Source organism: Bacillus sp. FSL W7-1360 (assembly GCF_038592975.1).
In the GTDB taxonomy this organism is placed as follows: domain Bacteria; phylum Bacillota; class Bacilli; order Bacillales; family Bacillaceae_D; genus Shouchella; species Shouchella lonarensis.
The window spans coordinates 1538714-1561108 of record NZ_CP151950.1 but is presented as its reverse complement, the minus strand read 5'-3'; the positions used below and the strand labels follow the sequence as shown (position 1 = coordinate 1561108).

Sequence of the window (22395 nt, the reverse complement as noted above, 5' to 3'; positions counted from 1 at the left end):
TAAATATTTTATCATATTGTTCATATATCAAGGGAGGAGTCTGACCTTTTTTAGGTGCTCCAAGTGATAGATCTAATCACAAAGTTAACATCCGCTTGCCTTATTCAGTTTTTGAACGATTACCGGGCTTTTTAATTTAGCTTAATGCTAATTGAGGGGGACTAGTAGGGCTATCTCATGATCCTTGCGTTGTGCAGGTGACTCTATGAATAATGTAGGAAAAAGTTACCATTTCATTTTGCTTTACAAATTCACCTATGACAAGAAAACGTTGATTCACCAAAGGTTTTAAAATAAATTAATTTTAAATGGGAGGGTGCTGAATGTGGGTCTTAAGGGTGCGAAATGTGAGTATTAACAAGCGACTTCTTGTCGCACTACAAAAAGAGATCCCTCTGGTATGTTTAAGTTGAGACAAAAACCAACCAGGAGGAATCCATTTTGACAATTTTAACCGAAATGAGAACAACATTCAATCCTAATTTAAAAATCAGCGTATCCGTTGAACACATTACATCCGATGCAGGTATACTTTTATATAAAGAGGCGGCAAATCAATTGGATTACTTCCCCCATTTACATGATGCTGTACATATCCCAGATGATTGCATTGATCCAGATCATACACATGAATCTGTGATGGAACAACTCATTTTCCAAGCCTTTGGTGGGTATCACACGGAATCTGCTATGAAACAGCTTGTTTGTGACCCTGCCATGACGCAAGTATTCAACAAAGAGGCATTAGCAAGTCAATCAACGCTCACCAGGTTTTATCAAGCCATCACGATAGAAAATATCGAGGAAATGGATGCATTCCTTCTCTACTCTCTTGCTTCCCGGAGGAATCGCCTATTTATTTCCAAATGTTAGTTGCTTAATGCCGAGAGGCTATTTAGGGATGCACGGAAAAAATACAAGGATCGAGACAATTAGCTAAAATCTGCGTGCGGGGTGCATGGGGCCACAGAAAAGTAAAATTTTACTGCATAAGCGGTGGCTTTTTCTAAAAAACCCATTTTACTCGCATAACGATCAATATGATCAATCAGTGCTTCATCACAAGTACAATCTAAATACCCTTTTTTATCATAGCATAGATCATGCTGCATACACCCTTGATCTAATAAATTTTGTGGTTCACCACCACCGTAACCAGGGCCACACCAATTCCCCCAGATTGGTAATGAAATTTTCAACGCGCTCACTTTCGTTTCATCTTTCGTTCCGTATGCATTATTTAATTTATTTAATGTCTCGCCCACGAGCAGAGGCTCTTCTCCCAAATCGTCTGCTAATGCACGTTCACGATCAAAAAAGACCTCATCATCTGTCACAGTCACATATGGTCGTAATGTCTCTTCTACCTGTTCGTACGCGAGAGACTGCTTGTTTTTTCCGTACGCAATGGCTGGTGAAAAATGCCCCAAGATCACGCTCACCATAAGTATCGCAGTTAATATGAGCTTTATAGATACATAATATTTCAATCTTAATTTCCCCTCTCCATTAAATTTATGAAACCTTCTCAAAAACTATCTTTACTTTATATCAACAATCATAAAGTCAAATTAGACTGTTTATATTTAAAAGAAAGCAACTAAGAATACTAAGTTCTAGCAATATAAATCTTTCTGAAGTAAATACAGATGCACCTATTTCTTATAACAACATGAATGACTATACTTTGATCGATAGACTTTCTGGTCGCTGATTCATTTTTTCACCCCCATTTCTTATTCTTATTCTATCTCACAACCATTCCTCGAAACAACACCAAAAGTCCAACAATTATCTCTATAAAGTTTTATACTCCTACATTATTCATAGCTTCCGTCAAAATAAGTTCCGCCAGCGATTGAGAAACAAGAAAACTCACAAAACCTTAGAGAGGCGCTCAAAACATATGGATATGATTTAAAAGAAGGAATGTTTTTCGTGAAAAGTCCGCTAGCGAGAGGTCTTTTCCTTGGTGTTATTCTGGTTAACTTCGCATTTGCAGCAATGTTACCGGTATTGCCAGCATTCTCATCTTCCTTAGGAGGACTAGAAATATATGGAACATTGATGGCAGTGATTGGTTTAGGCGCCGTCGTTGGCGCTGCTATGGCATTATGTTCAAATTGGAACAACATCCGCTTGGCTTCGTGTACATTGTTTGTTTTGCTGGATGCGGGCTGGCTTGGATATTGGCTGCTTTGGCGCCGGTTGCGTGGTTGTCCGTGTTGTTTTTAGGTGTGGCGGCTGTGTTTGCAGGGATGACGAATGTGGTTATCTTTGCGTTTTTACAAGCGCTAGTCCCTGCTCGAATGTTAGGGCGGGTAATGGCTTTTGTCATGAGTGCGAGTGAACTTGCCTCACGTTTGGAGCGTTAGCCGGGGGGATGATGGGAACGCATATTGGGAGTGAGCAAGTCATTCTCTTTTCAGGTGTGCTTACGCTTATCGTTGTTGTGTGCTGGTTACTTGATCCGGTGACGCGTAATATTCCGGCTACAGTGAACATAAGCGAAGAGATGTTTATGGAAAAGTCAGTGGGGAAGAGGAGCAGTTAACATTTTGTATGTTCACTAGACTCGATGGCAGTGTTTGCATTATATTGGCTTTTCTTCCCACGTGCGCTGGTTAGCCGTGATTGATAATGTTTTATTAGAACCAGCTGAAGTAGGCTCTGCGTCATGAAAAGGCTTGTGGGTGTGATGGCAGGCTGATTCTAAATGCAAATGTATTGTCGTCGCTCTTGGAGCTTTGCTATAATTGAAGGAAATGTCGGAAAGGGGGGACAATTTTTTTGAGAACGCTTATGATAATGAGAGAGAATCAAAGTAGGAGGTAAAAAATGAACCATAAAAAGCGTGCAGTAACACTAACAACGATCATATCTGCGTTATTTTGTTGTGGCATCATTGTCGCAGCATCACTTTCCCCAATGTCTGATATAGGTCCTGCAGCAAATCAATTTGGTGACGTTGGTATGTGGATCGCTATCGGGATAATGCTTATACCCTATGTCATTTGTTTAGTGCCGTATATGTTAGGTGTTGATGCAATGAAGTATGTGATGGCTGTTTGTAATGTGATTGGATTGCTGATGGCATTGACGATGGTGGCAACGGTGCCCGTGATTCAAGGGGTGACAACAACCAACATCATCACAGCAGGTACAATCGGGGAGATTGTCGCTGCCATTGGTCTTATGGTCACAAATATTATTTGGTTTGTAGTAGCTTTCAGGAGCGAATCAAAAAAGAGGGCTGCTTATCAATCATGACAGCGGTTTCTAAATAAAATGGGGGGAGGAGAAAAAAGTGAATTCAAAACGAACGATCATAACGACAACAGTAATTTCAGGGCTATTTATGTGTGCGGTGCTCATTTCGATCTCTCTTTCTCCGGATGCAGTTTTAGGACCAAATGGTCAAAGGTTCGGCAGCCCGGGTATGTTACTTTTACTTGGAAAGGTGATCCTTCTTTATGCCGTTTCGCTTGTGCCTTACATGCTGGGGCTAAAAGCGATGAAGTATGTGATGGCAATTTTTAATGTGCTTGGTCTGTTTATGACGCTGATCGTAGTGGCTGCTCTGCCTATTGTTCAGTTCTTTTCGGCGAGTAATATTGTGACGCCGGCAACGATTAGTTTGATCGTCTTTACAATCGCTTTTGTCGTAACGAACATAATTTGGTTTACCATTGCTTTTCAGAAGCAACATCGAAATGTTGCAGTATAATAAAACATGTATGTAGCAAAGGGCGCTCGTTTGGCGCCCGTATTTGTTTCATCTTTAACTGTTTTTTAAGGGTTATAGACCCCCACCTCAACGCGGTAGCGTAGGTGGGAACTTTTAATCAGGTGGCGTCTCGACGCCACCTGATTTCTCGATGTTTCAGCTTGCTGAAACAAGTTCGCTTGTTCGTGCTATTTTGTATATAATCAGTTGAAAAAGGTGAGCAGAATATGAACATAGGATGTCACGATTATCACTGGACTCATCCCCCCTTTTCGTGAGAGAATTGCGGCAGATAAAAAATTTAGAGACATGATAAGGGAGACATATTTATGAGCACACTCGTATTAGCAGCTGTTCATATTGATGAGGAGAAGCAATGGGGTCATTATGAACCATGGTTAAAAAAAGTGTCGCCAGAACGGCAAGCGCGCATCTTGCGGATGCGTCGACCGGCGGACCGTATTCGCTCGTTAGTTAGTGAGTTGCTCGCACGAAAATACATATCGGAAGCGCGGCATATCGCGTTTGCTGAGATAGAATTTTTATCAAATGAATATGGAAAGCCACTTGTTTCAGAAGCATTATCCTTGTCATTTAATCTTTCGCACTCGGGAAATTGGGTTTTATTTGCGCTTGATGAGACAACTGTTGGGGTGGACGTAGAACAGATCCATTCAATAGAAGAGCTGAGTTTGGCAAAACGTTTTTTTGATCCAGCAGAAGCAGCGCAATTAAGCGAGCTCTCTGAAAAACAACGTCAAGAGCGTTTCTTTCAGTTGTGGTCCTTAAAAGAAAGCTATATTAAATGGAAAGGGACGGGTCTTGGTACGCCACTTCACTCATTTCGTTTCATGAAAGAAAAGGGAGAATGGTCGTTTTCGAATGATCACGGCGATGAGTGCTTTTTTCATTCGATACGGTTGGATGACAGTCATTATATGGCAGTGTGTACATCGAAGCGCTACGATGCGGTACCACAAGTGACAGTGTGCGAAGCAGAGGACTTTTTAACATCACTTTCGTAGTAAATGAAATTAAAGAGGAGTGAAAAAGATATCTGCAAGTTTACTATAGAAAATGACGGATAAGCAGGATTTTTGATGTTTTTGGCGAATAGATAGGGTATGGGAGAAGCTTGCTTACGGTTGATTGGCAAATGATGGAGAGTGATGCGCTTCTTGAATGAAGTGTTGTACAATAAAGAAGGTGAGAAGGGGGGAAAACTTTTCATGAAACAAGAAATTAATTTAGAAATGGTGTTGCAAGCAGTGATGGAGTTGTCGGATCAGGTGGCAACACAATCCAAACAGGTGATGTTGTTGACGGAGAGAGTGGATGAGAATGGTAAACAAATCACCGCATTGACGGAGAGAGTGGATGAGAATGGTAAACAAATCACCGCATTGACGGAGAGAGTGGATGAGAATGGTAAGCAAATCGCCTCATTGACCGAGAAGACAGATGCGAACAATGAGCAAATTGTCTCATTAACCGAGAAAGTAGAAGACATGAACCAAACATTTACAGCTCGCTTCATGGATATGGAAGACCGGTTTGATCGCATGGAGGAGAAAATTGATCATGTGGATACGAAAATGATGTTCACACGCGATGAGATCTTGCAGACGAAAGCGGATCTTCTTATTGTGAAAAGGAAGTGTGGTCTTCTCGCGTAGTAAAAGACCCTGTCGAGAGGCAATCATTTCTAAAAAAGGAGCGTATCAGCCGTGAGACAAAAGGGCGTCCGGCTTTACAAGTAAGTATTACAGGGTGATAAACAGCAAGTTATGATCAATATTTCCATAAAGTATACGATAGTTCATGTTATTTAATGATGTAGGATCCATATCCAAGCGATAGCGTATGATGCGTTAGCGCTTATTTTATTTTCCTGCAAGACAATTTCTTTTGCCTCTATAGATGATACACGTTAAAATAAGAATAGATAGCGTTGGATCTAAGGGAGGCAATGTAATGGCAATCATTGCGAAAATTACCGCGCAACAAAAACGACGCGGGCGCTATAATATTTTTTTACAAGAAGGATCAATAGAGCGTTATGCATTCAGCGTTACAGAAGACGTTTTAATTAAGTATGATTTAAAAAAAGGTCGTGAATTAGATGAAGACCATATGCGGGCAGTACTTTCAGCGGAGGCTTACAAGCAAGCAGAACGATTAGCATTACGCTACTTATCATACCGAATGCGCTCAGAAAAAGAGTTATGTACATATTTACAGCAAAAAGCTTGTGAAGCGACACATATTGAAGAGGTCGTTACCCGTTTTAAGCAAGAGAAGTGGCTCGATGATGTGGCGTTTGCGAAGGCGTTTGTCCAGACGAAGATAAACACAACATTAATCGGACCAAATAAATTGCGGCACGCATTAATGGAAAAAGGTGTTGCTGAAAGTGCCCAAGAAGTGGCGTTAGCCATCTATGATCGGACGCAGCAGAAGCAATGTGTGTCGGCGTGGCTAGAGAAGCAATTGGTGCAAGCAGCGAATGTGCGCGAGTCAAAGCAGATGCGCAAGCAAAAATGGACAAATCGCTTGCTTGCAAAAGGATTCACTTTTGAGCTAGTGCAAACGGTTTTAGAAGAAGTAACAAGTGAGGACGAGGCAAATGATTGGGCGTCTCTTTGTTATCAAGCAGAGAAAGTGACACGGACATATGCACGTCGTTTTGACGGTTTTACGCTACAGCAAAAAGTGAAACAAGCGTTGTACAGAAAAGGGTTTTCATTCAGTGAGATAGACCGATATATAGATGAAGAATGGCAGGAGAGAGGATAATGGATAAGCGTTTTAGTGAGATGGATGAACATGAGTTAAAGTTAGAGATTGCGATGTTGAATGAAAAGGCGAGAAAAGCAGAGCAGTTAGGTCACGCCAATGAGTACGCGGTGTATGAGCGTCGAAAAGCGATTGCAGAATCATATTTGCTTGACCCTGCAGCCTTTGAGTCGGGGTGTGCGTACGCCATGACAGATGGGACGTCTATTTTTGAAGTATCATATATGAATGGACGTTTTGCATGGGGATACCGTTCTGGAGAGCGAGAACTCGTCGGTGTGCCTATTTCGTTATTGGCTTATAAAGTGACACCAGAAAATTAAAGCCACCGCCACAGCGCCGGTGCATGTGGCGGTCACTCATCATGCTAGTTACGTTTGCGCATTTCTGTCCCGAGCACGATATTGTGTAGGCTTTGTTGAGTCTCCCCATTTACTTGGTGGAAAGCACGCTTTGGGTTCGCGCGCGGTGACATGAACGGATCGCGATACAAATTGTTTTGCGTCTGGAAGTTCCCTTTTCCCACAAGTCATTCCTCCCTCAATTAAGGTGTCTTAAAATGGTTGGACGAATGTGCTCGTTCTTGGTGATGTGTGTTGATTGAGCCATCAGCACGTTTGGTTGGATGCCGATGGGTTTGCTCAGCTTTTAACCGAGAAAACGAGATATGGTTAGGAAATCCTTTTGCTTTGTTTCGCATCTAGGAACCTCCCTGTCTTACCGGCTTGTCTATAGTATCGTCAAGCGTGGCTTGTTTGATCGGAGGGAATCCTACCCATCTTCGGGAGAAAAATTAAGTTTTTTTTGCAACGTTTTTTCTTTGTAGATCCATCCTGTATAGGAGGTTGTTACTTGTAGCGAGTCATCAAGGTGTACGATGGCTATGAACGGATAGTGTCCTTTGCTACGGTAGCGCAAGTCAATAAAGCGTACTTCATAACCGCCTTGATTCGTGTGGGAAATTTCCCATCGATACGTTGGTGAGAAAGATAAGAAAGCGGCCAAGTTTTTATCGGTGCGGGCAGCGTTCATAATTGGATCGTCTGGGATTGGATCAAAGGTATAACTTTCAAAAAATGTGAGCTGTCTTTTGTATGATTCAGCAACGTACAGGCGCGTCTTTGTGCGAATAACTAAGTGCCAGCGACTTGGATGTAAGGAGGGCGAAACAAACACGTGCGTGGCATTTGGATGATGTATGCGTGCCCGACGAACGACGGTGTTTTTTTGCTTCATGCGCAAAACATAGTAACCAACTAAGCCAATATAAATGAGTAAAAATGTTGGACCTGGTGACACGCCAAGTATCCACAATAAAATGCCAACAGCGTGCGCACCGAATATGAATGGGTCAAAAATGTTAATGACGCCAAAGGCAATCCAACGATTTGAAAATGGTTTGAGTGCTTGGGTACCGTACGAATTAAAGACATCTACACCAACGTGCAAAATAACAGAAATGAGAGCCCACAAAAAGATGGTTCCCATGTGAGCGGCTGGGAAAAACAACATCATGCCAGATGTGATGAGAAATGGCCAAGTGATCACTGCGGGTAAGGAGTGTGTCATGCCACGGTGATGACGAATATATGTCGCATTATTGCGGAGTTTTAACACGGTATCAAAATCTGGTGCATTTGAAGCAATTAAAGTCGTTGCCATGATGGCCGATTGCATATAAGGAGAAGCTGCTATAGCTGGATCAAGTGTCGCAAGTCCAGCTAAGCCAACGCCCATGACAACATGTGTCGATGTATCCATGTTTGGGACACCCTCTTTCCAGAAGTCGGAGTTCAGCGAAAGAATGCAGAAGTTAGCTGGAGATGGACCTCTGTATTCCCAGGGTAATATGCTATAGTTATGTCCAGAAATATGTTGTTTCAAGCGATATAAACAAAAAATGGAGTACAAAAGTGAATTGTGGTGACAAAAGTGGAAAAAAATTTCAAGACAGTACAGTTTCAAACAGATTTGCTTAACTGGTACCGCGAGAACAAGAGAGATTTACCGTGGCGAAAACAGGCAGCGCCCTATCATGTATGGGTATCAGAAATTATGTTACAACAAACGCGGGTTGACACCGTCATCCCTTATTATGAACAGTTTATGCGCTTATTCCCTAACATGGAACATCTTGCTTATGCGAAGGAAGAAGCCATTTTAAAAGCGTGGGAAGGGCTTGGTTACTATTCGCGTGTGCGTAACTTACAAGTTGCTGTGCGTGAAGTGGTGGAACAGTATGGAGGTGTTGTCCCCCGTACACGTAAAGAAATTAGCACATTAAAAGGCATTGGTCCGTACACAGCTGGTGCAATTTTAAGCATTGCTTACGGGCAAAGAGAGCCAGCCGTCGATGGCAATGTGATGCGTGTCCTTTCTCGTATTTTACATATAAGTGATGACATTCGTAAAGCAGCTACAAGGAAAAAGTTTGAAGAATGTTTGTACGAATTAATTGATCCTGATGATCCGGGTAGTTTTAATCAAGGGCTTATGGAGCTTGGGGCGCTCATTTGCACGCCAACTTCACCGTTATGCGGCGTGTGTCCAGTGCAATCACATTGTCAAGCATTCGCTTTAGGTATCCAAACATCGTTACCGGTGAAAACGAAAAAGAAAAAGCCAAAAAAAGTGGCAATTGCTTCGTTTTTATTGCAGGATGAAGATGGTCATGTGTTGATTGAGAAACGTCCTGATCAAGGGTTACTCGCAGGATTATGGCAGTTGCCGTTGGTGGAATCGGCAAGTGATGTGAAGGCCGCTTGTGTAGAACGTTACGGAGAAGTGATTGCATTTGAAAAAACAGCAGGGTATGTCAAACATGTGTTTACGCACCTTGTTTGGGAAATTGATTTGTATAAAGGCATGTTACGTAAACAAGATGCGCACATGCAGGAATCGCATCGGTTTGTACCAGTGGCAGATTTGGAGCAGTATACATTCCCAGTTTCACAACAAAAATTATTGTCCTATGCATTTGAGGAGGGATGGTTATGAATTTACAACTACAAAACAAAGCGGTATTTGTGACAGGTGGTACGAAAGGAATTGGTCGAGCAATTGCGGAAGCTTTTTATAAGGAGGGTGCGCGTGTTGTCGTGAGCGCACGGACAAAGGAAGGATTGGAAAGCTGGTACGAAGAGATCAGCATTGTGACAGGTGATTTAACGAAAGAGGCGGAGCGAGAGCGGGTTTTTGCTGAAGTAACGAGTCATTTTGGTGCAATCGATATTTTAATTAACAATGTGGGAGGAAGCAATGGTGCTGCGATCGCGGAGACACCGCTAGCGCTTTTCCATGAGGCGTTTGAACTGAACTTTTTCTCTGCAGTCCACTTTTCGAAACTTGTTTTGCCGCAAATGAAGAAAGTAGGTGCTGGTGTCATTGTCAACATCTCCTCTATTTTTGGGCGCGAGTCTGGTGGAAAGGCGACATATAACAGTGCAAAAGCGGCGCTTATCAGTTTTACTAAATCGCTTGCCGATGAGGTCGCACGTGATGGGATTCGTGTAAATGGGGTTGCCCCGGGAGCAATTTTACACCCAACAGGCAATTGGCAAAAACGACTTGAGGAAGATCCTGAGAAGATCAATACGTTTGTGGATGAGCAAATTCCTGGAGGGCGTTTTGGCACACCGGAGGAAATCGCCAACGTGGTGCTTTTTCTCACATCACCACAAGCAAGCTGGTTTATGGGGGCGACGGTGAATGTGGATGGTGGACAGTCAAAAGGGAATTTTTGAGGGCAAGTAAGCCCTTTTTTTGTTGGTATGCTACTCCCCTGTCCCCAATCCTGCCCTTTTGAATAACATAACAGCAAATCATGGATTGCATTGTAGGTGGATAACCGTGACAGAGAACGGCGTACTAATGACAGGAGCATGGATTGTGGCGATTGGCACCATTGTTTCTGCTGGTGCAGATATACGTGAATTAGAAAGCTCTAGCCCGATAAACGCCCGGAAAATGGCGGTTGGTGAAGCGTTACAAGCATTTGGTGCGATGTTGATCGGTACAGTACCGACAGATAATATGATGGAATTTTATGGGACGTGGATTGATGGTGCTGGTGCAGCAACGAGTTCTTATTCTGCTTATTTGCAATCAATTGACCCAGAAAATAGCACACGTTATTCGCGAATTGAAGTGGTCGGTGATACATTGCAATCACTTGGCGCTTCTATGGGGGCAATTGCTGCATATGAGGAAGGAGATCCAGCCTTTGTTGGTGATACTTTTCAAAGTGTAGGTGCAGGTTTGGAGGCGATCGGTGCGGTGCTTGAAATAAAGGAAAGGGAACGACAAGGATTGTTAATTGGGACAGTAGGTGCGATATTTCAAATGCTTGGAGCGAATTTAAATGCCATATTGATCACAACTGAAGATAACGAAGAAGAGGCGTATGAAGAGGTAGAAGATATTGTTTAAACCCACCGATATGGTGGGTTTAGTTTTGATTAGTGCGATGAAAAGAGCTGTGTTTGATTAGGCCATCCAAATAACCACCCCTTATGAATTAAATGACCATTGTCTATCATGTCGTTCAGTTGTTAAACTAAGGTGAAGTATGGTGTTTGATGCAAAATAGACACAATTGGCAGAGACGATAAGCAAATGAATTCCTTTATGGAATAGCGCCGTGCTACACTGGAAAAGTACGATATCTTAGAGGAGGCGATGAGAATGCAATTTAGTAAACCATCGGTTGAACAATTTTTTGAAGTCTTTAACTTGACGTGTTTTGCCGTTGATCCAGAAGAAAAACAACTTATTTTTGAAATTGATTTTGCCGGAAAGCCAGAAATATGGGCAATGGACTTAGACACACGCTTTCCGTATAAGTTACATGCTTCTGGACAACAAACGCATGATCTGCGTTACAGTAAAGACGGCTCTTACATCGTCGTGAGCTTTGATCATGATGGTGATGAGAACGCGCAAGTGTATGCGCTTCCGCGTGAAGGTGGAGAGGTAAAGCCGCTTATTTGTGCGGAAGGGGAACGCCATATGGTGGAAGGGTTTTCAAAAGATGGCCAGTCTCTTTACTATACGACGACAAATGGAAATAAGATGTATTTGAATGTCATGCGCTATGATGTGGAGAAAGGGATTGCTGAACTGATACACGAAGGAGAAGGGACAGGAACATATTTAGCGGGCAAGAGTGACGATGAACGGACACTAGTGATTGGGAAGCATTTTGCCAACACATATATACCAGTGTATGTATTGCGTGATGGTACATTGACCCCCATCGTTACGGATGGAAATGAAGTTTACAGTACGTCTGCAGGAGAATTTATGAGCGAGAATGACCTATATATGGCGATAAATCATGAATCAGATTTCCACTATTTGTCTCACTATGATGTAGAAAATAACAAATTGACGAAAGTACATGCATTCACCAATGAATCGATTAATGGATTATATGGATCAGCGGATAAAAAAGGATTATATATTAGCACGAGCGCTGGTGTTGACGATCGTTTGTATTATTATGATATTGCAACGAACACATGTGAACCAATGTCACTACCGGTGAATGTCATTACGCAGTTTGTTGTTTCAAAAAAAGGAACATTATTTCTCCTAGGACAAACAGCGACGTCGCCGAATAACTTGTATCGTTATGACGGGAATGCGTGGGAGAAGCTGACTACTGTTCAAGTGCCTGGCATTGCAGAAGAGACATTGGTGGAGCCGGAGTTATTGCGCTACCCTTCATTTGATGGACTAGAAATTGAAGCGCTTTATTTCCGTCCACGTCCTGAAGTCGATAATGGTCACGTTATTTTATGGCCGCATGGGGGACCGCAAGCGGCAGAACGGAAAACGTATCGTGCGTGGTTCCATTATTTGGTGTATGCTGGCTATCGCATTGTCGCACCAAACTTTCGTGGTTCAACGGAATATGGCGCAGCATTTATGAAAATGGTTCAAGGTGATTGGGGGCACGGTCCGCGTTTAGATAACATTGCCTGTTTAGATTACTTAATTGAAAATGGCTACGTAGAAAGTGACAAGATTTTTTTAATGGGTGGTAGTTACGGTGGGTACATGGCCTTGCTACTTCACGGCCGTCATGCGTCTTATTTCAAAGGGGTTGTTGATATTTTCGGAGTGTCGAATTTGCTTAGCTTTTATAAAAGTGCTCCTGATCATTGGAAACCGATGTTGAAAACATGGATTGGTGACCCGGAGAAAGATCATGATCGTTTCGTTCGGGACTCTCCGATCACCTATTTAGAAGACATGACAAAACCAATGCTCGTTATTCAAGGCGCCAACGACCCGCGTGTTGTGAAGTCTGAGTCAGATCGGGTGGTGGAAGCATTACGAGAAAAAGGGCGTGAGGTTGAGTATATTGTCTTTGATGATGAAGGTCACGGATTTACGAAGAAGGAGAACCGAATCGTTACGTTTAAGCGGATTTTAGCGTTTTTTGATCAGTATTTGTAAGGAGATATTGGCAGCCTCGTTTAAGCGGGGCTGCTTGGCATTTTATTAATCAAGAGTACTTGCTCGTTCTTCTATGAGATGATACAATTACAGTATCTATATGGTAATGCAAGGTAGCAATAACCTAGTGCCTTGCATTGCAAGTTACTATTAGTTTAATGAATATGATATGAAGAGGAGTTTTCTTCTCTCGCTACATTGCAAAACAAGGTAGGTGAAAGGTTTGTCCACGCAAACACAATTGTTAAAAGGGGTGCTTGAAGGCTGTATTTTAGCAATGGTTGCTCGCCGTTCTATATATGGCTATGAACTTGCGGTGTTGTTGCAGCAGAACGGTTTAGAGGTGAGTGAAGGATCAATTTATCCAGTGTTGTTGCGGTTGCAACGGGAAAAATTGATTAAAGGGGACATGAAAAAATCTCCGAGTGGTCCAAACCGTAAGTATTATGAGTTAACAAAGGAAGGCAAGTGCGCGTTAGCAGCATTTAAGGAGAGTTGGTCGATGTTGAAAGCGCCTGTTGATCATTTATTAGAAACGGAGGAATCACGATGAATGCGGACCAATTAGTCGAAGAAAACAACCGGAAACGTGAGCAGCTAACCGAGGAGAATAAAAAGTATTATGAGGACATGCTTGTGTATATTCGTTTGTCATTTAATAAGTGTGAACAAGAGAAAGAAGAAACACTATTGGAACTACTGGACCATTTACTTGATGCCCAAGCACACGGGCGTTCAGCCGAAGATGTATTTGGTAACAATCCAAAACAGTACATGAATGAACTAATTGGAGAATTACCGAAAACGTGGACGAGACGAAACGTGAGTGCCGTGTTGTGGATTGCCTCAATATTTCTAACTGCTTATCTCATTGGTGGCCAGGCACTTAATGGGATAATCTTTCTCACTTTTGGTATCAGTAGTGGGGTGAAAGAAGTATTTGTAGGTTCAGCGCTGTTAATAACGGTGTTTGCGTTTGTTGTTAGTATGATACAAATGTCTTTTATAATTAAGACGATACGTTGGGCCTGTTTTCGTCGATTGAAGAAGTGGAAAGAATTTTTGCTTTACTGGCTGTTTGGCGTGTTAGGTATCGGGATCATCGTGTTGTTTACGTACTTACTCCCTGATATCGGACCAGCAATATCTATCCCATACTATGTAAATATTGCTGCGGGGCTACTTTTTTTCCTCCTTTCTTTTTTGCTTCGTAGACAAGTGGGCTGAGGGGGCATGCTCCCTACAACCCCGGCATATGATCATCTTCGTTCTGTAAGTGAATTTCTTTAACTTTTGCTTTTGTTTCGGCTGTACCAAGTTCATATAAGCGATCATATACATCGTTTAATCCAGCTTGATACTCGTTTTTGTCTGTGTCACTGGCGGTTTCATCAAAGTGTCGGAAAGAAAAAAGATTGCCAAGCTCGACATCATGTCGGTTCACTTCATGGAGCAGTTTTTCAAAGTCTTTTTTCTCCTCTTCAGTCGCTTCAATCTCGTATTCGATTAGCTGTCCGTCATTCACACGCACGTTGCTAATGGTGTCCATGCTAATAGGGTTTAAGTTGACATAGTACAATTGCTTTTCCATTGTCGTGTCTCCTTCCTTTTTCTATTTATAGCTTGGCTGTTCGCTCGCTTCAGTATGCGTTATAATAAAAGAAAATAAAAAGGAAGTGAATGTATGACTGAAAAAGTTGCACTCGTGACGGGGAGTAGTCGCGGGATAGGCAAAGAGATTGCGCTTGGACTTGCTGATAAGGGGTATCATCTTGTCATTAATTATGCGCGTAGTCGGACGCAAGCAGAGGAAACAGCGGAAGAAATACGCGCACGTGGTGTAAAAGCGATGACGGTGAAAGCGCATGTGGGTAAACAAGATAAAATACAAGCGTTATTTGAAGAGATAGATGCGACATTTGGGCGGCTGGATGTGTTCGTCAATAATGCCGCATCAGGAGTGTTGCGGCCGTTGATGGAACTAGAAGAAAGCCATTGGAATTGGACGATGGATATTAATGCAAAAGCACTTCTTTTTTGTGCACAAGAAGCGGCCAAGCGGATGGAGAAAAACGGTGGTGGGAGAATCGTGAGCTTAAGCTCACTCGGTGCCATTCGTTATTTGGAAAATTATACGACTGTCGGAGTCTCTAAAGCAGCAGTCGAAGCATTGACACGTTATTTGGCAGTGGAATTGGCACCGAAAGGGATTGTTGTAAATGCTGTGTCTGGCGGTGCGGTTGATACAGCTGCACTCACGCATTTTCCTAATCGGGAGGAATTGCTTGCTGACGCGGCAGCGCGTACGCCAGCAGGACGAATGGTTGAGGCAACCGATTTAGCAAACGCGGTATTATTTTTATTGTCGGATGAGGCGAGCATGATTCGGGGACAGACATTGATTGTTGATGGTGGGATCTCGTTGTTAGCTTAAAAGTGTGGATGATAAAGAGAAATGTTAAATTTGTATAGAAAAAGGTAACACCGGACATGTTATATAGCGTGGAGGTGATACCATGAACAAGGAATCGAAAGCCCATAAAAATCAGGCCAAGAAACAAGGTCAAGCTGCAAATAATAGTTACAACGCTGAATTTGCTAGTGAGACGGATGTGCAGGAAGTGAAACAGCAAAATGCACAATCTGAAGCAAAAGAAAACAAGTAAAATCTCCTGTTAACTGTGAATGAAGACATTCTCTGCCCTCCGGTCGAGAGTGTCTTTTTCTATTTAAAGGGACGATTTCAACGAAGATTCTCCTCAATCGTATGAAGGTCTGTCTCCTCATTGGACGGGTGTTACATCGTGAGTCGTTCAAAATAAAATCCACAAACGTTTAAAAAAAGGTAAGAACCTAGTATAATATAAGATGTAAACACATACGTGAATAGAGCAGAGGCATGTGGGATGTAGAAGTTAGAGGTCAACAGACGATCGTGGAGGTGTTTCGATCTCTTTACTTGTGAATGTTCTTGATGAAAGATGCCTGGAAGGAGAAGGAGAATAGGCGATGAGCTTTCCAAAGGAGGGCAGCGTCATCCAGATACAAAGTTACAAGCATAACGGTACACTTCATCGCATTTGGGAAGATACAACCGTGTTAAAAGGAACGTCTAAAATGGTTGTCGCAGGAAATGATCGAATCATTGTTCGAGAGTCTAACGGTCGCAATTGGCGAACAAGGGAGCCAGCGATTTGCTACTTTGATTCAGACCATTGGTTTAATACAATTGGGATGATTCGCTCAGACGGGATTTATTACTATTGCAATTTAGGCACGCCATTCACATGGGATGAAGAAGCATTGAAGTATATCGATTATGACTTGGATATTAAAGTGTATCCGGACATGACAATGAAGCTGCTGGATGAAGATGAGTATGAATTACATCGGAAATCGATGAATTATCCACCGCAGTTGGACGCAATTTTGAAGCGAAGTGTACATGAGTTAAAATCATGGATTCATCAAAGAAAAGGGCCGTTTGCGCCCCACTTTGTGGAGAATTGGTATGAGCGGTATTTGCAGTGTCGTTAAAAGGAGCCTTTCAACAAGGTCTCACTTTTGGCTGGGTGTAAAGGGGTTATATTTTGAAAATCATTAAGCGCTATTTAATGTTTGTGAAGCCTTATCGGAAACAAATTGTGTTCACCATTTTTATTGGGTTGTTGAAGTTTTCAATTCCTTTATTGTTTCCGCTGGCAATGATGTATGTGATTGACGATATTTTGCTCAATGAGCAGTTGATTCAAGATGAGAAAATGACACAGCTTTACTGGATAATGGCGGGGTTATTTTTATTGTTTGTCGTATTAAGGCCACCGATAGAATACTACCGGCAATATTTCGCACAATGGATTGGCAGTAAAGTATTGTACGATATCCGCGACCATTTGTTTGCGCATATTCAGCGTTTAAGCTTACGTTTTTATGCAAATAGAAAAGTCGGTGAAATTATTTCACGTGTGATCCATGACGTGGAGCAAACGAAAAACTTTGTGATCACAGGATTGATGAACATTTGGCTTGATTTAGCGACCGTTGTGATTGCTATTATCATTATGCTTTCTTTGAATGTGTGGTTAACCGTTGTGGCAATATGTATGTTTCCTTTTTATATGTTTTCAATCAAATTTTTTTATCAGCGGTTACGGCAGTTAACTCGCCAACGTTCACAAGCATTGGCTGAGGTACAAGGGCATTTGCATGAGCGTATTCAGGGAATGAATGTGATTCGTAGTTTTGCCAATGAGCCATATGAACAAGAACAATTCGCCAAAAGGAATCAGCATTTCCTAGGGAAAGCACTTGATCATACACGTTGGAATGCAAAAACTTTTGCGGTCGTGAATACAGTGACAGATATTGCCCCGCTACTCGTCTTGTTTGTTTCTGCCATGTTTGTATTGCAAGGTCAAGTAGAAATTGGCGTCATGAGTGCATTTGTTTTATATATGGAGCGCTTGTACGGACCTCTGAGGCGGCTTGTCAATTCGTCGACCACATTGACACAATCCATTGCATCCATGGATCGGGTATTTGAATTTCTTGATGAATCTTATGATATTGTTGATCGAGAAGATGCAGAAGGACTCACATCTGTAAAGGGAGATGTCACGTTTGAAAAAGTGTCATTTGCCTATGATACAGCAACAGAACCGGTGCTAAAAGATGTATCGATCGACATTCAAGCAGGTCAAACTGTTGCCCTTGTTGGCATGAGTGGCGGTGGAAAAAGTACACTTATTAGTTTGTTACCAAGATTTTATGATGTAACAGCAGGGAAAATTTTGTTAGATGGCAGTGATATTCGGAAGTGGACGGTTCGAAGTTTACGTGACAAGATTGGTATGGTGTTGCAAGATCCTATTTTGTTCAGTGACAGTATTGCCGAGAATATTCGGGTGGGTCAACCATATGCCTCAGAGGAGGAAGTCATTAGTGCAGCAAAAGCAGCAAACGCGCATGATTTTATTTGTGAACTTCCTTATGGCTACGAGACTGAGGTGGGTGAGCGTGGCGTGAAGTTATCTGGCGGACAAAAACAACGTATCGCCATTGCACGTGTCTTTCTAAAAAATCCGCCGTTGCTTGTGTTTGATGAGGCAACGTCAGCGCTTGATTTGGAAAGTGAGCAATTAATTCGTATGACGCTAGACGAATTAGCCAAAAACCGCACGACATTTATTGTTGCTCATCGCCTGTCAACGATTACACACGTAGATCAGATTGTCGTCGTCGAGCATGGTCAAATCGTTGAACAAGGGACGCATGAACAATTGATGGCAAGTAAAGGTGCATATTACAATCTTTACAGTGTGCAAATGTTGGATAATTAAAAAGGTCGCAATTACCTGTGGGTGATTGTGACCTTTTTATTTTGAGTCATCATTTACTGTGGTTCGTGGTCATGCGCTTGTTGGTTTTTAACGAGTGCATCTAAATGCGCAAGGGCCTGCTGATATTCAATGATCGCTGCAATAGCAGGGAGAAAAGCATGCCATTGAGATAGATCGAACGCGGTTTCCTCATATAAGGTAACAAATAAATTTGTTAAGGAAGTTTGCCCAGCTTCGATTTCAGACATATATTTATCAGGAGCATGTGCATTAACTTTCCCGTTATAGTGAAGCAAAATACGATGGTGGTAATCTGTCAGCGCAGCAACATGTTCTTCTACGCTGTTTTGGATACCACTTGGTAAATGTGCATAATCTTCAGCGCGCATTTCAAGCCCTTCCACAACATTGTATGCTTTCTCGCATGCGACAATCATATTTCGAAAAACAACTACTTTTCTGCGTTGCCCAAATGTCTTTGCACGAAAGTAGTTGCGCTCTTCCCGAAAAAGCGCAAACAAGTCTTGCGTTTTATGAAGGTTGTCTTTTTGAACCCTCATGTCTGATCTGAGTGCGACCGTATCAGCATCTCGTCGTGCTAGTAGGTTCATCCACTCTAGTAACGTATCAGTTGTTGTAGACATTTGTTCATACACTTTCTTTTCATATCTAGGAGGAATAAAAGCTAGGTTAACGAGAGAAGCAGACACAATGCCGATGAGAACAAGAAGGAAGCGCTCTGAAGCAAATTGGAGAAACTGTTCTTCAGGGGCTTCCATAATAATGATAATGGTTACAATTGCTGTAGGAATAATAGCAGCTTCGAGTTTTAAGCGAATAAAGATGGCAATCGCCAACATGACAACGACGCCGACAACAACAGGTTCATGCCCAAACGTCATTACAAAAATAACCCCAATGATTGCACCAATTAAATTTGCCTGCACTTGGTGACCGAATGTACGCATCGTCCGGAACAGGGAAGGCTGAATGGCAAAGGCAGCCGCGATGGCAGCAAAGGTTGGCGGTGTAATCCCGCACCAGTTTGCCAAATAGAGGGCAAGCACGATAGCGAGGCCGGTTTTTAAAATACGGGCACCTAGTCTCATGTGACGTCGTTTCCTTTCTTAGGCGGCAGTGGCCGTTCTTTGTTTAGTATAGTGTAAAAGACAAGGTTTCATGCGTTTGTTAACGGTAAAATTGTTCCGCGACACATCGGAAAGCATGTTGTGCAGCGGTGATGGTTTTGTCAATATGTGCTTTTGTGTGAGCAATTGTTAAAAACCACGCTTCATATTTTGACGGGGCTAAATGAATGCCACGTGTGAGCATCTCTTTAAAAAAGACACTGAATTGGTCACCATTTGTACGAGAGGCGCCTTCATAATTGCGAATTTTTTCGTCCGTAAAAAAGACAGTGAGTGCGCCTTTTAGGCGATTGATTGTCATTGGCACCCCTGCTTCTTTCGCTGCTTGATGAAGCCCTTGTTCAAGCAATGCACCGAGCTGATCAAGTTGTTCATAAACACCGTTTTCGCGTAAAACTTGTAAACAGGCAAGTCCTGCACTCATAGAAGCTGGATTGCCAGCCATCGTTCCTGCTTGATAAGCGGGACCGAGTGGTGCTACTTGTTCCATAATATCCATCCGACCACCGTAAGCGCCGATAGGGAGGCCGCCGCCAATGATTTTTCCAAGTGCAGTCATATCAGGCTTTACTTGTAAGAGGTCTTGCGCACCACCATACATAAAACGAAAAGCTGTAATCACTTCATCATAAATGACGAGTGCACCAGCAGCGTGTGCAAGCTCGTTTACTTTCTCTAAAAATTGCGGTTCAGGTTCCACAATACCAAAATTCCCAACGATGGGCTCAACTAATACAGCAGCGGTCTCATTGCCCCAATGGGAAAGCGCTTCTTCAAAGGCCGCAATATTATTGAAAGGAACGGTGATCACTTCTGCGGCAGTGGCTTTTGTTACGCCAGCAGAATCAGGTGTTCCGAGGGTGGACGGCCCTGATCCGGCGGCAACTAGGACAAGATCAGTGTGCCCATGATAGCAACCAGCAAATTTAATAATTTTCTCTCGGCCTGTGTATGCGCGGGCAACGCGAATCGTGGTCATCACTGCTTCTGTACCAGAATTAACGAAACGAACTTTTTCAAGAGATGGGATCGCTGTTGTCAATTGTTTGGCAAACTCATTTTCCAAACGTGTCGGTGTGCCAAATAAAATACCGTTAGAGGCTTGTTCTTGGATTGCCTTTGTAATCGTAGGGTGAGCATGTCCTGTAATAATAGGTCCATATGCAGCTAAGTAATCAATGTAGCGGTTGCCATCAACGTCATATAAATAAGCACCTGCGCCTTTTTCCATAAAGACAGGAGTTCCCCCGCCCACACCTTTATATGCGCGTGAAGGACTGTTTACACCGCCAACAATGACAGATTGTGCTTCTTCATAATAAAAATCTGATGTTTGTCGATTCATCTTTTTTCTCCTTTTCCGAGAGCTATGTGCTCGGTCTCTTCCATTATTCAATCATAGCTGACAAAAAACAGCAAGCGATGTAAGATGAAGCCGCTCTTCCTTGAAGGGAAAGCTTAATTGAGCTATCCTTAAATAAGTGATGAAAAAAGGAGAGATGTAGACATGGTTGAAGTCGGACAAACAGCACCAGATTTTACGTTACTGGCTAACGGTGGAAAAGAGATCACATTGTCGCATGCAAAAGGGAAATATATCGTGCTTTATTTTTATCCGAAAGATATGACGCCGGGTTGTACGACAGAAGCATGTGACTTCCGAGACCAAGTTTCGGCTTTTGCCGAGGTTGGTGCGGTTGTCTTCGGAGTAAGTCCAGATTCTGTTAATAAACATGATCGTTTTGTAGAGAAATATTCTTTACCCTTCCCATTGTTGGCAGACGAAAACATTGAAGTAGCAAAAAAGTACGGCGTATGGCAACAGAAAAAGACGTTTGGAAAAGAATATATGGGCATTGTACGGACGACGTTTGTCATTGACCCTAATTTACAGGTTATAAAGGTTTGGGAAAATGTTAAGGTGAAAAATCATGTTGATGAGGTACTTGCGTTTATCGCGGATCATCGTCAATCACAGTCATGAGAAGATGAGCGCTTGAAGTGATTCAGGCGCTGTCTGTTTGTCATCATGGGCGTTGTGGACTTGTTATTTTTGGAATAACATATTATAATAACTATAAATAAAGAATTGTTTTCCGAAAGAGAGGCGCAAATGATGGCAAATCATAGCTTAGCTGAAGCGATCGACGCGCTGAAGCGTACGCATATACGTATGACACCCCAGCGCCATGCCATATTATCATTTTTATACGAATCGCGAACGCATCCAACTGCAGATGAAATTTATAGAGCATTAGAAGCCAGATTTCCAAACATGAGCGTAGCGACTGTATACAATAATTTACGTGTTTTCAAAGAGGCTGGCATTGTAAAAGAGTTGACTTATGGAGACGCATCGAGCCGATTCGATGCAGTGACAAGTGATCATTATCATGCTATTTGTGAAGAATGTGGAAAAATTGTTGACTTTGAGTCCCCATGCTTAAGCGAAGCAGAAAAGGTAGCAGCAAAAATTACAGGATTTAAAGTACACGCACACCGGATGGAGATTTATGGGGCGTGCCCCGAATGCCTAGCGAATGAAAAATAAAAAAGACACCGAATGGGATGTCTTTTTTATTTATTTGTGGAAGTCATCTAGCGGCTTTCCTTCTAAGGATTTGTCCATTGTTAGTGGCTGGTCACAATGCATACAAGCATCGGCGCGTCCAAGTAACTTTGTACGCTTTTCGCAATTGGGGCATGCTACGATGACTGCCTTTGTTGATAATAACCCGATAAAGAAGTACACAACTGTACTAGAAAGAACAGCAAGTAAGCCTACGCTCATAGAGATGATCATGATCACCGTGTTTTCTTTGAAAAAAATCCCTATGTACATAATTAGAATACCAATAAAAACGAGGCCAAGGGCAAAGGTTCGGATTTTATTTATTTTATTTGAGCGATTTCTTTTCATGTA

General features: G+C 42.4%; 29 protein-coding genes. 21 read left to right on the top strand and 8 right to left on the bottom strand.

The features are described 5' to 3' along the window. The first annotated feature begins 441 nt into the window (after positions 1–441). Positions 442–873, top strand: a complete 432-nt coding sequence (locus NSQ26_RS07990) for a transposase (RefSeq protein WP_499717779.1) — start codon at positions 442–444, stop codon at positions 871–873. A gap of 59 nt (positions 874–932) precedes the next feature. Here the strand turns inward: NSQ26_RS07990 and NSQ26_RS07985 are convergent, their stop codons facing one another. Beyond that, positions 933–1490 carry a phospholipase A2 family protein gene (locus NSQ26_RS07985; protein WP_499717778.1) on the bottom strand — a complete coding sequence of 186 codons (558 nt, stop codon included), beginning with the start codon at positions 1488–1490 and terminating at the stop codon, positions 933–935. 448 nt (positions 1491–1938) lie between these two features. Between NSQ26_RS07985 and NSQ26_RS07980 the strand changes: the two genes are divergently transcribed. The 8 genes from NSQ26_RS07980 to NSQ26_RS07945 all read left to right on the top strand — a co-directional run bounded on the left by NSQ26_RS07980 (position 1939) and on the right by NSQ26_RS07945 (position 6846). Further along, a complete protein-coding gene (locus NSQ26_RS07980) occupies positions 1939–2235 on the top strand; it encodes a hypothetical protein (RefSeq protein WP_499717777.1) in 297 nt (98 codons plus the stop codon). Positions 2236–2383: 148 nt separating this feature from the next. Beyond that, a complete protein-coding gene (locus NSQ26_RS07975) occupies positions 2384–2554 on the top strand; it encodes a hypothetical protein (protein ID WP_499717776.1) in 171 nt (56 codons plus the stop codon). Positions 2555–2838: 284 nt separating this feature from the next. Further along, positions 2839–3270: a DUF5391 family protein gene (locus NSQ26_RS07970; protein WP_499717775.1), complete on the top strand. Its 432-nt coding sequence runs from the start codon at positions 2839–2841 to the stop codon at positions 3268–3270. A gap of 37 nt (positions 3271–3307) precedes the next feature. After that, on the top strand, positions 3308–3727 hold the full coding sequence (locus NSQ26_RS07965) for a DUF5391 family protein (RefSeq protein ID WP_499717774.1): 420 nt from the start codon (positions 3308–3310) through the stop codon (positions 3725–3727). Positions 3728–4056: 329 nt separating this feature from the next. Further along, the gene (locus tag NSQ26_RS07960; protein WP_499717773.1) at positions 4057–4752 is read left to right on the top strand and encodes a 4'-phosphopantetheinyl transferase family protein; all 696 of its coding nucleotides are present in this window, start codon (positions 4057–4059) and stop codon (positions 4750–4752) included. A 204-nt stretch (positions 4753–4956) separates the two neighbouring features. Beyond that, the gene (locus NSQ26_RS07955) at positions 4957–5403 is read left to right on the top strand and encodes a hypothetical protein (RefSeq protein ID WP_499717772.1); all 447 of its coding nucleotides are present in this window, start codon (positions 4957–4959) and stop codon (positions 5401–5403) included. Positions 5404–5701: 298 nt separating this feature from the next. Next, positions 5702–6523 (top strand): recombination regulator RecX, encoded by an 822-nt coding sequence (gene recX, locus NSQ26_RS07950; RefSeq protein ID WP_499717771.1) that lies wholly within the window; start codon positions 5702–5704, stop codon positions 6521–6523. Next, entirely contained in the window at positions 6523–6846 is a 324-nt protein-coding gene (locus tag NSQ26_RS07945) for a YfhH family protein (protein WP_499717770.1), read from the top strand. Before recX ends, NSQ26_RS07945 begins: the two co-directional genes overlap by 1 nt. A 44-nt stretch (positions 6847–6890) precedes the next feature. Here the strand turns inward: NSQ26_RS07945 and NSQ26_RS07940 are convergent, their stop codons facing one another. From NSQ26_RS07940 to NSQ26_RS07930, 3 genes are all read right to left on the bottom strand, one after another. Beyond that, positions 6891–7049, bottom strand: coding sequence for a YpzG family protein (locus tag NSQ26_RS07940; protein WP_499717769.1), 159 nt, complete (start codon positions 7047–7049; stop codon positions 6891–6893). An 18-nt stretch (positions 7050–7067) separates the two neighbouring features. Further along, complete coding sequence (gene sspK / locus NSQ26_RS07935; protein ID WP_499717768.1) at positions 7068–7223, bottom strand: small acid-soluble spore protein K; 156 nt, start codon at positions 7221–7223, stop codon at positions 7068–7070. Positions 7224–7294: 71 nt separating this feature from the next. After that, on the bottom strand, positions 7295–8284 hold the full coding sequence (locus NSQ26_RS07930; RefSeq protein ID WP_499717767.1) for a metal-dependent hydrolase: 990 nt from the start codon (positions 8282–8284) through the stop codon (positions 7295–7297). Between the two features lie 162 nt (positions 8285–8446). Here NSQ26_RS07930 and mutY point away from each other — a divergent pair, with 162 nt between their 5' ends. The 6 genes from mutY (at position 8447) to NSQ26_RS07900 (ending at position 14212) form a co-directional block, all read left to right on the top strand. Further along, positions 8447–9520, top strand: coding sequence for an A/G-specific adenine glycosylase (gene mutY, locus NSQ26_RS07925; RefSeq protein ID WP_499717766.1), 1074 nt, complete (start codon positions 8447–8449; stop codon positions 9518–9520). Next, positions 9517–10266 (top strand): SDR family NAD(P)-dependent oxidoreductase, encoded by a 750-nt coding sequence (locus NSQ26_RS07920; RefSeq protein ID WP_499717765.1) that lies wholly within the window; start codon positions 9517–9519, stop codon positions 10264–10266. The genes mutY and NSQ26_RS07920 overlap by 4 nt, the downstream gene beginning before the upstream one ends. 106 nt (positions 10267–10372) lie before the next feature. Beyond that, complete coding sequence (locus NSQ26_RS07915) at positions 10373–10951, top strand: DUF6944 family repetitive protein (protein WP_499717764.1); 579 nt, start codon at positions 10373–10375, stop codon at positions 10949–10951. A gap of 255 nt (positions 10952–11206) precedes the next feature. Continuing rightward, positions 11207–12985, top strand: a complete 1779-nt coding sequence (locus NSQ26_RS07910; protein WP_499717763.1) for a S9 family peptidase — start codon at positions 11207–11209, stop codon at positions 12983–12985. A gap of 223 nt (positions 12986–13208) precedes the next feature. After that, positions 13209–13538: a PadR family transcriptional regulator gene (locus NSQ26_RS07905; RefSeq protein ID WP_499717762.1), complete on the top strand. Its 330-nt coding sequence runs from the start codon at positions 13209–13211 to the stop codon at positions 13536–13538. Next, positions 13535–14212, top strand: coding sequence for a DUF1129 family protein (locus NSQ26_RS07900; protein WP_499717761.1), 678 nt, complete (start codon positions 13535–13537; stop codon positions 14210–14212). Before NSQ26_RS07905 ends, NSQ26_RS07900 begins: the two co-directional genes overlap by 4 nt. A 13-nt stretch (positions 14213–14225) precedes the next feature. On the opposite strand, the gene NSQ26_RS07895 is transcribed toward NSQ26_RS07900, so the two are convergent. Then, positions 14226–14576 (bottom strand): hypothetical protein, encoded by a 351-nt coding sequence (locus tag NSQ26_RS07895; protein ID WP_090774551.1) that lies wholly within the window; start codon positions 14574–14576, stop codon positions 14226–14228. 93 nt (positions 14577–14669) lie between these two features. Here NSQ26_RS07895 and fabL point away from each other — a divergent pair, with 93 nt between their 5' ends. The 4 genes from fabL to NSQ26_RS07875 all read left to right on the top strand — a co-directional run bounded on the left by fabL (position 14670) and on the right by NSQ26_RS07875 (position 18324). Beyond that, positions 14670–15419 (top strand): enoyl-[acyl-carrier-protein] reductase FabL, encoded by a 750-nt coding sequence (gene fabL, locus NSQ26_RS07890; protein WP_499717760.1) that lies wholly within the window; start codon positions 14670–14672, stop codon positions 15417–15419. A gap of 82 nt (positions 15420–15501) precedes the next feature. Continuing rightward, positions 15502–15651, top strand: a complete 150-nt coding sequence (locus NSQ26_RS07885; protein WP_090774553.1) for a gamma-type small acid-soluble spore protein — start codon at positions 15502–15504, stop codon at positions 15649–15651. Between the two features lie 343 nt (positions 15652–15994). Then, the gene (gene ntdP, locus NSQ26_RS07880; protein ID WP_090774554.1) at positions 15995–16522 is read left to right on the top strand and encodes a nucleoside tri-diphosphate phosphatase; all 528 of its coding nucleotides are present in this window, start codon (positions 15995–15997) and stop codon (positions 16520–16522) included. A gap of 53 nt (positions 16523–16575) precedes the next feature. After that, positions 16576–18324 (top strand): ABC transporter ATP-binding protein, encoded by a 1749-nt coding sequence (locus NSQ26_RS07875; RefSeq protein ID WP_499717759.1) that lies wholly within the window; start codon positions 16576–16578, stop codon positions 18322–18324. Between the two features lie 53 nt (positions 18325–18377). On the opposite strand, the gene NSQ26_RS07870 is transcribed toward NSQ26_RS07875, so the two are convergent. Further along, entirely contained in the window at positions 18378–19433 is a 1056-nt protein-coding gene (locus tag NSQ26_RS07870; protein ID WP_499717758.1) for an aromatic acid exporter family protein, read from the bottom strand. A gap of 79 nt (positions 19434–19512) precedes the next feature. Continuing rightward, a complete protein-coding gene (locus tag NSQ26_RS07865) occupies positions 19513–20817 on the bottom strand; it encodes a glutamate-1-semialdehyde 2,1-aminomutase (protein WP_499717757.1) in 1305 nt (434 codons plus the stop codon). Between the two features lie 162 nt (positions 20818–20979). On the opposite strand from NSQ26_RS07865, the gene bcp reads away from it, so the two are divergent. Both bcp and perR read left to right on the top strand, forming a co-directional pair. Beyond that, positions 20980–21456, top strand: coding sequence for a thioredoxin-dependent thiol peroxidase (bcp, locus tag NSQ26_RS07860; RefSeq protein ID WP_090774558.1), 477 nt, complete (start codon positions 20980–20982; stop codon positions 21454–21456). Between the two features lie 132 nt (positions 21457–21588). Beyond that, complete coding sequence (gene perR / locus NSQ26_RS07855) at positions 21589–22023, top strand: peroxide-responsive transcriptional repressor PerR (protein ID WP_090774591.1); 435 nt, start codon at positions 21589–21591, stop codon at positions 22021–22023. A gap of 30 nt (positions 22024–22053) precedes the next feature. Here perR and NSQ26_RS07850 read toward each other — a convergent pair whose 3' ends face one another. Next, on the bottom strand, positions 22054–22392 hold the full coding sequence (locus NSQ26_RS07850; RefSeq protein WP_090774559.1) for a DUF2614 family zinc ribbon-containing protein: 339 nt from the start codon (positions 22390–22392) through the stop codon (positions 22054–22056). Positions 22393–22395: the final 3 nt, after the last annotated feature.